The organism is Psychrobacillus sp. NPDC096426, from assembly GCF_044762745.1.
Classification (GTDB): Bacteria; Bacillota; Bacilli; order Bacillales_A; family Planococcaceae; genus Psychrobacillus.
Genome location: NZ_JBIWEX010000023.1, coordinates 66,792 through 82,541, shown reverse-complemented (window position 1 = coordinate 82,541; position 15,750 = coordinate 66,792). Strand labels below are relative to the sequence as shown.

Below are 15,750 nucleotides of genomic sequence, written 5' to 3'. Positions count from 1 at the left end.
TACTTTGACAAGCAAAAAGAACAATCGATTGTACGATATTCTGTTCGAAGACTTGAAAACTTGGGTTACAACGTTACAATCACTGAACCAAATGCTTCCTAATCCAACAAATAATTCCATCCAGATTTTGGCGCTGCAATTTTAAAAAAACAAATGAGCCGCGTCTGCTTTCGTATTGTCTTTTTCTCTAAATCGAAGATTTTAATTTTCATGGGAGTTTAAGTACATTCCATACTATAACACTACTTTATTTTTAGTGCTGTTTGTATCCTTTAAGAACTTCACTGTTAGTATTTCTCGATCTTTATTTTTATTTTCATTTTTTCTTCGCTAGTTGTTACTGTTTCTGTTTCAGAAACATTCTTAATAGAATCTTCAACTATTTGTTGAATCAACGTAGCATCAATTTTTGCATCCTTCGGGAAACCTACTGAAACTGTAAATTCATCAGCACCACCACCTAACATTATTGCTAGTGAATCACTTTCAAGTTCCGTTTGCTCTGTAATAGATAATATTATTTCATTTTGTAATTCAGAAAATAATTTCCCCTGAGAAACTACTACTTCCTGCTCGCTTTCTAATACCTCGGTTGTATTACATCCAACTAACAAGATTGAACAAAAAACAATTCCTGAAATTATAGCCTTTTTCATCATTTCTAAATTCCCCTTTCAAAAATAAATTGCACTTCCACAACAGTTTAATATTGGTCTGTTGTTGCTCCTAATGTAGCGCCGCGAATCATAGATTCATCACTAAACTTTATTAAATCACTTGGTTTTCCTGTAACTATCACACCAATGATTTTTAGGTTCTGAGGTTCTAGTTTTATTTCGCCCTGATTAGTTATGTTAGTAATAATTCTATCTGCATCTTCTTGATAATCACCACCATCTTCCTTTACTCTCTCTAAGATTGATATAAAGTTAGAGGCAGAATAGGTTTCTGCATTTCGGTTATATGAAAAGCCATATGCTTGAAAACCATGGATAGTAGCGTCTCGGAAATTCTTATCTTTGTTAAAATTATTATCATTTTCTATTTGATCTTTACTAAACGTATCTACCCAATACCATGCTAATTGTTCTTTAAATACCTCATTTACTTCTTCAATGGAGTAACCATCATCAAACGAAAAAGCCATTTCTACAACTTTGTTATCATCAATCACATTAAGTAACTTTCTATCATCAAATATTTGCTTATAATTTACTTGTGGATGAAAAAATTCAACGACTCTTTCTCCTTCATAATACATAGGAATTCGCTCATCATCTGAGTAGCCTAAGCCAGAAGGACCATTATTTGAAATAAGTCGAGACGAACCGAAAATAGTAAAAACTTTTTCCTGTTCCCCCCATGGAATTGGTACTCCTCCAACGACTTTTACTAACTTCGTTTTTGCTGTTGCAGAAGTTAGAGAATAATTAAATATGCCACCTCGCTTTTCGATGTTGGCGCCCATAACTCCGTTCCAAGCCGAATCTAAGTCGGTCTCCTTTTCCATTTTCATTTTCATTACTGTATCGCCAATAAAATATAGCCCAAATAATACTATGACACTAATAACTAATGAGATGAGCACCATTTTTATTATTGAACGTCTCTTTGCTTTTTTTACCAAATCCTCAAATTCAAAATCTTTAGAAAAAAACTCATTTTCCTTGTTCATTTTCATACCTCCTATATTGTTCTATAAATTCTTTTCTTGCCCTATGGAGAACAGTCTTAACAGATCCTTCTTTCATGCTATACAGTTCTGCTATCTCTTTTATTTTTAGTCCTGTACTATATTTCAGAAGAAGCAACTGCCTGTATTTTGGTTTTAATTTCGTTAAGATTTCATGTATATCTCTTTCTAGTTCACTTTGCATGAGGACTTTTTCAGGTGTTTCTTCCTCAAATATTTCCTGTACGTTGAATTTCAATAATATATCTCTTCGTCTAGATTTCTTACGGGACAAATCATAATATTGATTTACTGCTACTCTAAATAGCCAACTTTGGATATTATCAATCTGGACTGAGTCTATGTATTGTAAAAACTTATACGCAGTATCTTGGATAATATCTTCTGCATCCTCCTTTGAAGCACCCATTTTTATAAGGTAAGAGTAAACAAATTTTAGTATCTCATTTAATTTTTTCCCCATCATGGAATCATTCATTTCAAACCTCCTACCTTTAAAACGTTTCAAAACTAAAAAGGTTAACAAAAAAATTACAAATTTGGGTTACTTATTTCCCTTTAACATATATTTCTTGAGTTAAGAAATAAAAAAAGAACTTGGCAAGAAAGTTTTCGCTTCTCGCCAAATTCATTAGAAAATATATGATTACATTTAAACAATCTTCGACAGCCAATGGCTATTTATAGTTAGTTCACCCCTTTGTTTTACCATCATTTGTGGTACGGTTCTCCGTATCACATACTAACGATGAAAAAAGAAAAGCCCATTAACCCTTAGAACAAATTATTTTAAAATTTTAATGGAAGTCTTGGAATCTTTTATAATTTCCCAACTCATTTTCTTTATTTAACTTCTATCCATCTCTTTATCTCAATTACTGTTCGATCTGGTTCATCCCACTGCACCATATGCCCTGTACCTTCCATTGCTATCACCGTAACATCATCCAAGTCATCCTTTAGTTGTGATATACCGATCGCTCTTGCCTCATCTAAATTCTCAGGTTTAGAAGGATGAATAAGTAGTAAGGGTACCTTAATGTACGGATATGTATCTGAAAATGGTTCCTTAAAGAAGGCTTTAATAATGGACAAAACGGTAAATTTAGAAACTATTAGCTCAAATCGTTCATCTGTTTTTTTGAAAATTGATGATACATAGTGTTCTTTGTTAGTATCCCATTTATTCGTATATGTTTGATATTCCTGAACAACACTAGCCCAATCACTAAATACAGCTTGATTCATATAATCATTCCACCCATTAAACGCATGGTCAAATGTCATTTCCTTCTGGTTGTGCGGAAAGGTGAATCCCCCGTCCAACAGAATAATACCTAAAACGGTGTCGGGATAATGTTTGGTATAATGTAGGGCCAGATCAGCTCCCCACGAATGTCCCATCACATAGAATGGTCCTGGCACAACTTGCTGAATCACTCGTTGATACCACTTGGCTAATTTGGAGAACATATAATCACTTTCTTTATAGAAGGTGGCTGTTTCTCCATGGCCTGGACTATCAAATATAATAAGATGAAAATCATTTTCCAAAAGAACTGCTATTTCGGCAAAACTAAAGAAACCATTACCTGCAAGTCCGTGGAAACATACAATGGTTCCTTTGTTTATATCGCCCCACTCGTAGTAATTTACTGTGCTTCCATCTATTATTCTCTTGTAATTTTGCAAAAGGTTCCCTCCTATTCAAACACTCCAGCATAGAAGTTATATACAGTTGTAAGGTTACGGGTGATTCCATTTACACCTTTCCAGTTTGCATATTCAATAGGCGTGACAAATTCTGAGATGAAATCACTCAATGATATGTTATTTTGTTGCGCATACTCTACCTTTTTAATTAAAAATGACAAGTAACTCATTAATGTTTCACCCAACGCTAACGTCCCTACTTCACCATGTCCTGGGACAACTGTATCCATATCCATTTGTTTTACGTTTTCTAGAATAGTCAAAAATTCTTTTGGATTATTAATTGGCAAATGAATTTTTTCTGTGATGATATCCCCCATGAATGCTATCTTGTCAGCGGGTAAATACAAAAAGGTATCACTTGGTGAATGCCCTCCTCCTAAGCAGTGGAGCTCTACTGTTCGTTTCGAACCATGTATAACCAAATGTTTTTCAAAGATTACGGAAGGCAATACAGTTTCCAAATGAGGCAGCTCTTCTAACACTTTGGACATTTCTTCATATTGATTTAATAGACTGATCTTTATTATTTTATCTTCCGTTTTTTCTATTTGATTTCTTAAATTATGTAGATATTGTTTCGTTTCATCTATTTCCTTCTCTACATCATGAATAGTATTTTGTTCTTTAAACCATTTATAAGTTGATGAAGTAGAAATAATCGTAGCATCTTCAAATACTTGATTTCCAAACACATGGTCACCATGATAATGACTATTTATAAGATATTTCACCTTTTTCCCACATATCATTTCTGCTTGTTTCCTTAACTCCTTAGCAGCTGAAGGGGTACTAAATGAATCAAACACGAGCAACTCATCCCCTAAATCTACAACACCTGCATTACTCCAAGCTCCTTGACCAGGTTTGGCTATTGCTGCATATACTCCTTCTGCAAGCCTATATAAAGTGAAATATTCTGTCTCCGTCATGAAATTAACCATTCAATGCTCCCCCCTGTCTAACTATAGGTATTCGTCATTGTTATAGAAATCCCTTTTACTTCTTGATTTATTTGAATACTCGTCATACTAATAATTAATTACTATTATATATTCTGAAAACAACTCTGATGAAATACAACTCTATACTGCATGTATTGGAAGGACTATATTAGAAAAAAATGCAGTTTTTTTATATTGATAGGAACTCAATCTTTACCTGTTAGATTGAGCTCCTCCCACAGAAAAGGTAAATTCAACTGTACAACAGCATTTCGAAGTATTATAAAATTTGCAAAAAGAGGGAAAACTCCTTTTAGCAAGTCGAACTTTAAACAATGATCCAGTTGGAATAGTTGTAAACACTTGAAAAGCCAATATTTCACATGTATACTAGAAGTAAGATTTGAATAAAATAAAAAAGACCGGCTGATGTTGCTGCATCAAACGGTCAATTATAATTGCGGTTCCCTCAAGGGGATTGGCTGGTTGATAGGATTAACCCATCAGAGCGCTAACTCAAGGATGGGTTATTTTTTTGGTTAAATGACAGAATCACTACGACTAATGTCGCAAATGCTACTGCGAACATCAATGCTTCGAATACTGACATTGGCACCACGGGCCCGCACGATGCGGGTCATGCGGATGCTGCCACAGGATGTGGCACAATTAATCCGCCTTTCCTTTATTCTTTCGGGAGTGAGCCAACCACCCTTGAATTACCTTTCTATTATCCTCTCATTATACCACACATACGTTCTGAAACATATTATTCTCAACACATTGTAGGGACATATTTTCAACGACTGAAGGCACAAATCATTCAAAATACGAAGCCCTGTCTTAAACATATAGACAGGACCTCGTATATTTATTTCAGAATGGTTGTTTTTAAAAACTCTTGAGTTCGCTCCTCTTTCGGATAGCTGAAAAATTGCTCTGGGTTACCGCGCTCAACAATTTTTCCATCGTGCATATACACAATCCAATCCGCTACTTCTTTAGCAAATTCCATTTCATGGGTGACAACAACCATTGTCATTCCTTCTTCAGCCAATTCTTTCATAGTTGTTAAAACCTCTCCCACAAGCTCAGGATCGAGTGCCGATGTTGGCTCATCAAAAAGCATAATTTCTGGTTCCATCGCAAGTGCTCTAGCAATCGCCACCCGTTGCTTTTGCCCACCTGATAGTTTACTTGGATAGACATCTAACTTATCCTCCAAGCCTACTTTACCCAGTAATTGTTTTGCTTTCGAGATAGCCTCCTCTTTGGCAACACCCTTTACCATGATAGGTGCTTCGATAATATTTTCCAAAACAGTTTTGTGTGGGAATAGGTTGAAATGCTGAAACACCATTCCTACCTTTTCCCTAATCTTATTGAGGTTATCGGTATTTGGGTCGACTTCTTTTCCTTTAATAATAATATTACCGCTATCCTTTTTTTCTAAAAAATTCAAACAGCGAAGGAGAGTACTTTTCCCTGAGCCGCTCGCTCCTATTAAACAAACGACATCGCTCTCGTAAACTGTCATATCGATACCTTTTAATACATGTAAGTCTCCAAATGATTTATTCAATTGATTAATTTTAATCATTTCCTTTGTGTCCAATGAGCTCATCTCCTATCTGTCACTTACTGCTAATTTCAATTCAAATCGTTTCACTACGAATGTCAACAGTGCCACTAACAATAAATAGTAGACTGCTACGATGAGTAAATAGGTCATTTCGTCAAAATTATTGGACCCTAGTGTTGTCGCCACATTGAACAACTCATTCATGGAGATAAATGCGGCTAACGAAGAATCTTTTAAACCAATAATAAATTGGTTGCCTAAAGGCGGCAGCGCTCTTCGGAATGCCTACGGAAGAATAATTCTTCTTAATGTCAGTACTTTTGTCATCCCCAAAGAGCGTCCTGCCTCCATCTGACCTTTATCGACTGCCTGTATGGCTCCACGAAGGATTTCCGAAATATATGCTCCATTATGTAACGCCAAGGCCAAGGATGCAGCCCAGAAATCAGGAAGGAGGAAAAGCCCACTAATTCCGAAGTAGAGGATAAATATTTGAACAATCAGAGGTGTTCCACGGACTAAATAGACATATGCATCTGAAATGAATTCTAATATTTTTATTTTAGATATTTTTAATAAGGCAAAGAAAAGTCCAATAATTATTCCGATTAAGATAGAAACTACAGTAAGCTCTATTGTTACAAGCATGGCCTTTACGAATACACCTTTTGTTTCTATAAGTGTTTGAAAAAAATGTAATAAACTTGGCAATGTACCTACTTCCTTTCTTTCTATAGTATTGATTTATTCTGTTTTTTTGGTAATGTCCTCATCAAAATATTTGATGCTGATCTGACTTAGTGTTCCATCTTGTCGAAGCTGCTCTAGCGCTTCATTTAAACGCTCCAATAGTTTTGGGTTATCCTGGGGCAGCACGATCGCTTGTTCACTGCGCTCAATTAACTGCTGTCCTTTAATCATAAACCCTTCCTTTGCAGCATTTTTACCGGTCACAAAATCTGTGATGACCGCATCATGACGTCCACTGCTTAACGCTTGTAAAGCTGTAATATCGCTGTCATATGTTTTTATTTTGTTTGTATACTCAGCCGCTGTATCGGCATAAGTCGAACCTTTTGCTACAGCTACTTCTTTTCCCACTAAATCGTCGACAGTCTTAATTTGACTGTCCGGTCTGGTGAATATTTGCGGTCCAGAATAATAGTAGGGGGTAGTGAAGGAAACATGTTCGCTGCGCTGCGGATTAATGGTATGGCTAGCAACAGCTGCATCCGCACGACCTGTTTTTACCCCTTCTACAATCCCTTTGAATTTAATCCGCTTCTGAACTGGCTTAAGATCCATTTCTTTTGCAATAGCCTCGCCAACCTCAATATCAAAGCCTGACATGGTAAGATCATCATTCATATAACTAAATGGCTTAAACTCACCAGAAGCAGCAAAAACAAATTGATCTTTATGTATCAGTTTAGATCCGTCGGCAAGCTTCTCCTTCTCGGCACAAGCAGATAAAAAGCAGACCACGATCAAACCGAAAACCAATATTAACTTTTTATTTAACCACATGCTGGCTATCAATCCCTTTCACTCTTATTTATTTCTACAATACCCTTAGCAAACTAAGTAGCTTACATATAAATGGTAAATACCCTACTAACTTCCCGATTAAACAAAAGAGTGTCAAGCACCTTTAATGGTGCCTAACACTCTTTGTATAACACATACCATACACCTTTCCTTTATGACACTGCCCCACTTCTAGGGTAATAAATAAAATAGGGGAGAATCATTACGACCTCTCCTCACTAATTGTATAAATAAATGTATATGCAAAAAAAGCTACGGAGACAGTTACTTCGGCATATTAAGCCAAAAAAACTGTCACGTGCTTTCACGTCCCCATGAATTTCTGTTAGAATTAATAACTACTGGCAATAATAAAATATAGAAAACAATAGGATGATGCATATGATTGGAATGGGATTTCGGACAATTAAAACAGCAATAGGAGCGGGATTAGCAATTTGGATTGCTAGTTTATTCGACTTGGAGTTTGGATCATTTGCAGCCATAATCGTAATAATGTGTATTGAGAAGACAAAGAGAAAGACATTACATTCCATCCAGAAAAAGTTTTTCGCATCACTGTTATCTTTAATACTTGGTTCCATATGTTTTGAAGTATTAGGATACCATCCCATTGTCTTGACTCTCTTTATCTTATTGTTTGTCCCAAGCCTCATAAGGTTCCGTATTCAGGAAGGTTTTGTTACAAGCATAGTTGTGATTTTACATATTTACACAGTCAAGCATGCCAACCTAGAAAACTTATTGAATGAACTCTATATTATTTTCATTGGTATAGGAATAGCCATCCTCGTAAACAGTATTATGCCAAGCTTTAAGAAAGAAATTGAAAAATATAAAACAGAGATCGAAAATAAATTCAGCGTTATCCTTTACCAATTCTCTACATTTTTAAAAGATAGTAAGCAAAAATGGGATGGAAAAGAATTAGTCGAAGTAGAAAATATTCTTAATCAGTCTAAAAACATTGCTATACAAGATGTAGAAAATCATTTGTTAAGAAAGGAAAACAATGATTATTATTATCTCGAAATGCGAGAGGATCAACTGCAAATCCTAAAACGGATGGTAGACATCCTAAGCATTGTTTCTTCATCTGAATTAGACGTCAAACAAAGAGGAATGCTTGCTAATATCTTTCAGTACATCAGTCAACATGTGGATTCAGGAGATACAACCGTTGCATTACAGCTATTAGAAGAATATGAAGAGTCAATACGTGAAACAGAATTACCGAAGACAAGGGAAGAATTTGAAGTCAGAGCAAATCTTTTTTATTTAAATTTCGAGATTAAGAATTACTTAATTATTAAGAAAAATATATATCAAAGAAGTTAACTTTAGATCCAAATGCTAGTCATTATCTTTACAATGGCCACGGGGATAGGATTCTCAGCTTAATAAGCCTAGGAACCTGTCTCTTTGGCTTTTCTCTACAATAACCTGTTTTGAGATGTGGCGATGATATGTATCGAAGTAAACGATTCTTTATAAATTGTCAGCAACAAGCCAATTGATAACGAGAGGTGCCAGGTTCTAACACAATTCGGAATTCAATGAGAACCTGGCACTATTCACTATGAAATTATAAACGAAAACCTGGATCATGCTTTCTTGCAAAATCATTTGGATTAGAAACAAGATAAATAATCCCTTCAATCAAACCAATAATCGCCGGTATATATGTCCAACAGAATAATATATAAATAATTCCCCATCCCCATCTACCTAGATAGAATTTATGAATGCCAAATCCTCCAAATAAAATAGCTAAAATTCCTGCAGCTGTTTTACTTTTAGTAAACCTTCCTGAATAACCATTGTCATTTCCACTTGCTGCACTGGATGACGAACTAGAAGAACTTGAACTTGCTCCTCCAGCATTCATAAAGACCATTGGTTGATTTTTATTACCATTATCCTCTAATTTTTCAATCTTTTTCTTATTTTCATCAAATAATTCCTCAACACATTTCTTACAATAATTTTTTCCTTTTAGCTCAGTATTACAATTTTCACAAATAAATTTTCCACATCCAACACAAGTCCCTATTGGCGGTTGGTCATTATGCACGTAACAATTAGTCATTATTTACTCCCCCATTAATAAAATAAAAACTAAAATTCTAACAGTTTACTAATATATTACCATTTAAAATTACAAAAAACACAGTATTTTTTCAAAATTTTCTAAAACCCAACAAACTTTTTTCTCATGTTAATAAATATCTAAAATACCATTTGATATTCAAAGGTAGTATGAATAATGCCCCTATTCGTGCGGGGGAAATAGTGCATAGTTCCAACACTAAAAAAGAAGACAACAAATGACACAGCGGTTGCTGTAATCAAATGTTGTCCTCCAATTAATTAGTAGACCTATTCGTGAATATTTAATTCATCTTCATTGCTTTTAAAGTTATACGCTCCACACTTATCATCTGATTAGAAACTCATTTTACTTCTCTTTCATACTAAAACTTTGCAATTAACTCTTTACAAGTGTTCTACCACCAGCAATACCAGGATGTGTCATTTCAAAGGGATCTAATATAATATCTAATTGTTCTGCCGTTAAAACGCCGGATTGTAGACAAAGTTCTCGTACAGAAGCTCCCGTAGCAATGGCTTCTTTTGCAATTTGAGCTGCAAGTTCGTATCCGATATGTGGATTTACTGCAGTGATAATTCCCACACTTTTTTCAACGTATTCTCTTAAACGTTCTTTATTAGCTGTAATGCCTACTAAACATTTTTCAGTAAATACTGTAAATACATTATTCATGATCGAAATGGATTGGATTAGATTATAAAATAGAACCGGTTCCATGACATTTAGTTCAAATTGTCCAGCTTCAGAAGCTGCAGAAATGGTTAAATCATTCCCCATGACTTGGAAAGCTACTTGGTTCACGACTTCAGCCATTACGGGATTTACTTTTCCAGGCATGATCGATGACCCTGGTTGACGAGCAGGTAATTTGATTTCAAATAAACCATCACGTGGTCCAGAAGCCATTAAGCGCAAGTCATTTGCGATTTTCGACATATTAATCATACAAACTTTTAAATTTGCAGATACTTCCGTATAACAATCTGTATTTTGAGTAGCATCCACTAAATGTTCAGCACATTTTAATGGTAAGCCACTAATTTCACTAAGATTTCGAACGACTAATTCGATATATAAAGGATCCGCATTTAATCCAGTACCAACGGCAGTTGCACCCATATTGATGTCATATAAGTGTTGTCTGGAAAGTGAAATACGATCAATGTCACGTGAAATGACACGACTATATGATTCAAATTCTTGACTCAGTAAGATTGGCACGGCATCTTGAAGATGCGTACGACCCATTTTAATAATACCTTCAAATTCTTTTGCTTTCGAAACAAATGCTTTTTGCATTGTTCTAGTAGCTTCGAGTAATTGATCCATTAAGCACAACACTGCGATATGTGTAGCCGTTGGGAATGCATCATTTGTTGATTGGGACATATTAATATGGCTATTTGGGCTAATGATTGTGTAATTTCCTTTTTGTTCTCCCATTAGCTCAAGTGCACGATTTGCAATGACTTCGTTTGCATTCATATTAATTGATGTTCCTGCACCACCTTGAATAGGATCGACAATAAATTGGTCATTCCATTTTCCAGCAATGACTTCATCACACGCTTGAATAATCGATTGTCCGATTCCTTTCTCCAACATGCCAACTTCCATATTTGCTAATGCTGCAGCTTTTTTCACAATACCTAAAGCTTTTATAAGTTCCGGGTGAATTCGATATCCCGTAATCGGAAAGTTTTCGACTGCTCTCATGGTTTGAACACCGTAATAAGCATCTTTCGGAATTTCTTTTTCCCCTAAAAAATCTTTTTCCATACGAAACACTGTGGTAACCATTATCCTAATCTCCATTTCTAAGAAAACGTTTATTTTGGAATATTATTCATCAGTTAATAGATTAACACAATTTTAAAATAATACTCCTATATTCTTCAACAATCGACACAAAATCCTACTGAAAAGTTTACTTGTCGGCTTTTTAGTGGGATTCTTCTCTTTTTTACCCAAAAGATTATTTATGGTGCCGGGTACCCGACTTAACGATTTCCTCAAATTCTTTTATTAAGTCATCTAATATACCTTCTTGGTACCCTGCTACTTTTTGTTGCAAAATGACTTCTCCAAAAAGTTTTAGTTCTTGTTTTTTTATTTCCTAAGTTGTTTCAGGCGTTGATCGCTGATTAGCTCAATTGGCTCAGAATTTTGATATGAACCTACATCCATTTTGAGTATTTTTACTTGGTTTGGATAGCGTGCAAATAGTCAATCTGCAATTAATACACCTTTTGGATTAAAATCCCCGGAATAATAAATTTCTGTTGTTACATCTAGTCGCTCAAGTAACAACTAAACAGCATAACGAAATTGGCCGTTTGTACATACTATTGGCAAATTTGGAAAGCGATCTAGTAAAATTGGAAATACACCTGAATTTTCAATTAAAAATACTTTCTTATAAGCTGCGGGTTCTATTCTATTGATATCTAACATCCATCTGAAATAACATTGCTCGAAGCAGCGAATCTTGCAGCTTAATTTAAGTAAAGCACGTGAATTCACATTTGTGCCTTTTCATTTAAAGAACTTATCTCTGAAATGCTTCACATTTTCTGTACTTCCTTCACCAGCGTCTCGTCGATATTGTGCTCATATAAGACTACTTTTCCGGTTGTCGTATTGACCCCCACATAGTCCGTCTGGCCGTTCTCAAGCTGGATCAGCACCTGAAAATTTGTTTTGAAGTCATACGCCGTGGTGCTAACGACTGCAACCCCTTTGGCAAGATCATGTTTGTCTACAAAATCGGTGGCGGTCTGCTTAGCCTTTTCTAGTGTGATGTTCAGCGGATTGATAACCGAAGATGTGCTCGGCTCCTGAGTCACTTGAGTTCCCGACTCTGAAATCGGTTGAATGCTTGGTTCCCCCGGTGCGCTTTCCGCGGCATATCTCGCCACTTTCAGCAGCTCGCCATTGACGGCATCGACAGTTGCATAATAGGAGTCGTTTTTTTGCGTCGACTTCGTCTCACCCGTTTCTGCATTTACTTCCGGAACTTCCCAGTAGGCGACGGTCCAAGAAGGTCCTTTAAATTTCGACTCGTAAGCCATCACCTTATCCGGGTAGGTATGCTTTTGAAACTCCTGATATTTCTTCTCACTTGCTTCGTCATTGAGTTGCACATGTGCTTCTGACGGCAAATCCGCCAGCTCCGTGCCGAACATTTGCTGTAGCGTGTTCTCGACGATACGGATGGCCTGTTCCTTCTTCACAGGTAGGCCAATAGCCTCTTCTCCTGCGGTTGGGACGCTATACTCCACACTCAGCTTCGTCGTTTCCGCGCCGGTTTTTTCGGTCTGCACCACATTCTTCGGAGTCGTTTCAACCCCGTTCGTCGCGGCAACAGCGACTACACTCAAGCTGGCTGTGAGAAGTAAACCAGCGATTATGATACCGCCCGTTTTTTTACCTGATCCTGTTCTGGTTTTTTTTGTTCTATCTGTCATTATCTAATCCCTCCACTTTGATTGTCAGGTACATTTGGAACTGCGCAATTCCTCCCTGCAATTCCAATGATAGAGAAGCGATGTTGTGAAAGTATCGACAAGTTGCAAATTAGTTGTAAACTCCTGCCCAGGTAAGCTTCACCGTAGTCCCCTGATTCAAGCGGCTATGAATGTCTATGCCTGCCCCATGCAGCCGCACGATTTCCGCACAGATGGCCAGTCCAAGACCTGCACCCTGATGGGATCTGGACCTTGCCTTATCAACCATATAAAACGGTTCAAAGATCTTCTCTAAATCCTCCTCAAGGATGCCGTTACCTTCGTCGACGATCTCGAGCACATAGCCTCCATCGCCGTCCGCATGTCCTTGAAGCATAATGCGCCCGCCTTCCGTCGATGCCTTGATGGCGTTATCGAGCAGATTGGTGCACAGCACCTTGAACAAGTCTCGGTCAACGGTTAGGTAGGAGGATTCTACCTGTTGGACCAGCGCTAGACCCTCACTCTCCAGCCGTGGGAGGAAGGAAGCGGCAATTTCCGTGCACAGCTCACGAGCATCCTCACGGGTTCCAATAAGCTCCTCCTTGCGGAGCAAAATCAGATCCATCAGTTTAAATGAGAGTCTCTCTAGCCGTTTACCCTCCGTATAAATATAGTTCAGTCCTTTGAAATGCAGCTCCTCGTTGTATTTGGTCGAGCGGAGAAGATCGGCATATCCTATAATCGAGGTCAGCGGCGTCTTGAGCTCATGGGTAAGGCATTCAGTGAAATGCTGCTTGTCCTCGGCTGTGCGTTTCAGTTTATCGATATTGTCCTCCACGGCTGTGGCCATCCGGTTGAAATTGCGAGCCAGAATACCGACCTCATCCTTGGAATAAATGTGCACACGCTGGCTGTAATCACCTTCGGCAATGATTTGTGCGGAACGTGTCAGGCTACGGATCGAGCGTGTCAGGTACCAGAGCAGCAAATACAACCCCAGCCCGAGAATAAGCATGGTTACCGCATTCAGCTTGAAAAAAAGGTTAAATTGCGCCGACCTGTCCGTATAAATGTCCGTGATATCACGAACATAGGTCAGCAGAAAATGGTCTTCCTCCAGTGCGAGCCCGCTCGTGACAAACAGATAGCTCTTCTCACCAATATCGCGGATAACGTAATTCCGCAGACCGGAAGGATGAACCTCCAGCTCACCACGCGTCCCCACGAAGCTCTTATTAAAGCTGCTGTACACCATTTGTCTATTTTCATCCAGCAGCTCGATGAATACGCCCTTCTGATCGAAATAACTTGTATATTCCTGAAAGGTAATTCTCAGGAAATCACGCACCACACTTTGCGGGAAGCCCAGCTTCTCATTGATATAGGTGCCGTTAGTCTGGAGTCCGGACTGGATCACCCGCTGTTCGGTCAAGCTTCGTTCGATTTCCTTGTTCAGATTCATACTGAAATGATATTGAATCAGGTAGAGCGAGGCAAAGTTAAACACCAGCTCGAACAAAAGAAAGGCACCCAGAAATATCTTCTTCCACAGCTTCATATGGTGTCCTCCAGCCTGTAGCCGAATTTGAATACTGTGCGGATGCGGTCCTCCCAGCCGAGCTTCTTACGTAGCTTCTGGATATGAATATCCACCGTGCGGGTCTCTCCCGCATAGTCATAGCACCAGACTAGCTCAAGGATTTTTTCCCTTGATAACGCCTTGTTCCGGTTGCGGATCAGCAGAAGCAACAACTCGTATTCCTTCAGGGTCAAATCAACTCCAATGTCGTCTTTCGTCACGGTGCGCTTCTCTAGATCAATGGTCAGGTTCTCATGGACTAGCAGGGTGCGTTTGCTATCATACCGGCGCAGTACAGCCTCCATTCGGGCCAGCAGCTCCATTGCCTCAAACGGCTTGACAATATAATCATCCGCGCCCATCTTCAGCCCTTTAACCTTATCAGACAGGCTGTTTCTAGCGGTCAGAAAAATGACAGGAATACCACTCGACCGGAGTTTATCCATCAGATCGAATCCGTCCTTGTCCGGCAGCATCACATCAAGCAGCACCAGATCTGGCGTCTCCTGTTCAAGCATGGCCAAGGCGTCATTGCCGTTAAAGGCCTGACTGCTCTTATAGCCAGCCAAATTCAAATTCAGACGGATTAGCTCGGAAATGGCCTGATCGTCTTCAATGATAAGTATTTTGTCCACAAGAATGCTCCTTAAAATGTAGTTGAATGTGTGTTCCATTCCTTTTCATTATAACGGGGCATTGCCTCTGACTTGTTTATAAGTTGTAAATAAGTTGTTAATTCTGGAACCTCATAATGGATCAAGCGGCCTATTTGAGCCCGGGAAAGAGAAGTACGATGTTATTCATCCTTTTTGGTTTCATTCTGTGGTTGGAGTTTACTTCAAATTGTAGGATGAGCCCTATGCAATTCAAAAAAACAAAGAGGAGATAACAAAAACAATAAATATGATGAAGATATTTCTATAAGTAAAATTGATTTAAATTTAGGTTCTTCAACGCTTGTTATATTTGAACAACTGTACAGAGCATACCGCATCCTCAAAAATGAACCCTATCATAACACCACTTTTCATATGCAAAGCAAATCTCACAGCTCCACCAAAATTCATACAATTAGTTTTAGGGTATGACGTGGTATTCATCAGCGTAAAGACTCTAAATGAGGGTTTCA

12 protein-coding genes and 3 pseudogenes are annotated in these 15,750 nt (G+C 37.9%); 2 read left to right on the top strand and 13 right to left on the bottom strand.

From position 1 onward, the window contains the following. Positions 1-287: 287 nt before the first annotated feature. The 8 genes and pseudogenes from ACIQYS_RS17585 to ACIQYS_RS17550 form a co-directional block, all read right to left on the bottom strand. The gene (locus ACIQYS_RS17585) at positions 288-659 is read right to left on the bottom strand and encodes a topoisomerase (protein ID WP_402982724.1); all 372 of its coding nucleotides are present in this window, start codon (positions 657-659) and stop codon (positions 288-290) included. A gap of 44 nt (positions 660-703) precedes the next feature. Continuing rightward, on the bottom strand, positions 704-1,675 hold the full coding sequence (locus ACIQYS_RS17580) for an anti sigma factor C-terminal domain-containing protein (protein WP_402982722.1): 972 nt from the start codon (positions 1,673-1,675) through the stop codon (positions 704-706). Continuing rightward, the gene (locus tag ACIQYS_RS17575) at positions 1,659-2,171 is read right to left on the bottom strand and encodes an RNA polymerase sigma factor (protein ID WP_402982719.1); all 513 of its coding nucleotides are present in this window, start codon (positions 2,169-2,171) and stop codon (positions 1,659-1,661) included. Before ACIQYS_RS17575 ends, ACIQYS_RS17580 begins: the two co-directional genes overlap by 17 nt. Positions 2,172-2,536: 365 nt before the next feature. Then, a complete protein-coding gene (locus tag ACIQYS_RS17570) occupies positions 2,537-3,385 on the bottom strand; it encodes an alpha/beta fold hydrolase (RefSeq protein ID WP_402982717.1) in 849 nt (282 codons plus the stop codon). 11 nt (positions 3,386-3,396) lie between these two features. Then, entirely contained in the window at positions 3,397-4,350 is a 954-nt protein-coding gene (locus ACIQYS_RS17565; RefSeq protein WP_402982714.1) for an MBL fold metallo-hydrolase, read from the bottom strand. Positions 4,351-5,221: 871 nt separating this feature from the next. Beyond that, positions 5,222-5,974, bottom strand: a complete 753-nt coding sequence (locus ACIQYS_RS17560) for an amino acid ABC transporter ATP-binding protein (protein ID WP_402982712.1) — start codon at positions 5,972-5,974, stop codon at positions 5,222-5,224. A gap of 3 nt (positions 5,975-5,977) precedes the next feature. After that, positions 5,978-6,643, bottom strand: a pseudogene (locus ACIQYS_RS17555) (amino acid ABC transporter permease). Between the two features lie 33 nt (positions 6,644-6,676). Further along, on the bottom strand, positions 6,677-7,459 hold the full coding sequence (locus ACIQYS_RS17550; protein WP_402982709.1) for a transporter substrate-binding domain-containing protein: 783 nt from the start codon (positions 7,457-7,459) through the stop codon (positions 6,677-6,679). Between the two features lie 402 nt (positions 7,460-7,861). Here ACIQYS_RS17550 and ACIQYS_RS17545 point away from each other — a divergent pair, with 402 nt between their 5' ends. Beyond that, entirely contained in the window at positions 7,862-8,818 is a 957-nt protein-coding gene (locus tag ACIQYS_RS17545; RefSeq protein WP_402982707.1) for an aromatic acid exporter family protein, read from the top strand. Between the two features lie 247 nt (positions 8,819-9,065). Here ACIQYS_RS17545 and ACIQYS_RS17540 read toward each other — a convergent pair. The 5 genes and pseudogenes from ACIQYS_RS17540 to ACIQYS_RS17520 all read right to left on the bottom strand — a co-directional run. Beyond that, positions 9,066-9,278: pseudogene (locus tag ACIQYS_RS17540) on the bottom strand (TM2 domain-containing protein); the annotation flags it as partial. Positions 9,279-9,968: 690 nt separating this feature from the next. Continuing rightward, positions 9,969-11,393: an aspartate ammonia-lyase gene (gene aspA / locus ACIQYS_RS17535; RefSeq protein WP_402982705.1), complete on the bottom strand. Its 1,425-nt coding sequence runs from the start codon at positions 11,391-11,393 to the stop codon at positions 9,969-9,971. A gap of 764 nt (positions 11,394-12,157) precedes the next feature. Continuing rightward, positions 12,158-13,060, bottom strand: a complete 903-nt coding sequence (locus ACIQYS_RS17530; protein WP_402982702.1) for a hypothetical protein — start codon at positions 13,058-13,060, stop codon at positions 12,158-12,160. 109 nt (positions 13,061-13,169) lie between these two features. Beyond that, positions 13,170-14,600 (bottom strand): sensor histidine kinase, encoded by a 1,431-nt coding sequence (locus tag ACIQYS_RS17525; RefSeq protein WP_402982700.1) that lies wholly within the window; start codon positions 14,598-14,600, stop codon positions 13,170-13,172. After that, positions 14,597-15,256 carry a response regulator transcription factor gene (locus ACIQYS_RS17520; protein WP_402982697.1) on the bottom strand — a complete coding sequence of 220 codons (660 nt, stop codon included), beginning with the start codon at positions 15,254-15,256 and terminating at the stop codon, positions 14,597-14,599. The genes ACIQYS_RS17525 and ACIQYS_RS17520 overlap by 4 nt, the downstream gene beginning before the upstream one ends. Positions 15,257-15,526: 270 nt before the next feature. Between ACIQYS_RS17520 and ACIQYS_RS17515 the strand changes: the two are divergent. Beyond that, a pseudogene (locus tag ACIQYS_RS17515) lies at positions 15,527-15,709 on the top strand (23S rRNA (pseudouridine(1915)-N(3))-methyltransferase RlmH); the annotation flags it as partial. Positions 15,710-15,750 lie beyond the last annotated feature (41 nt).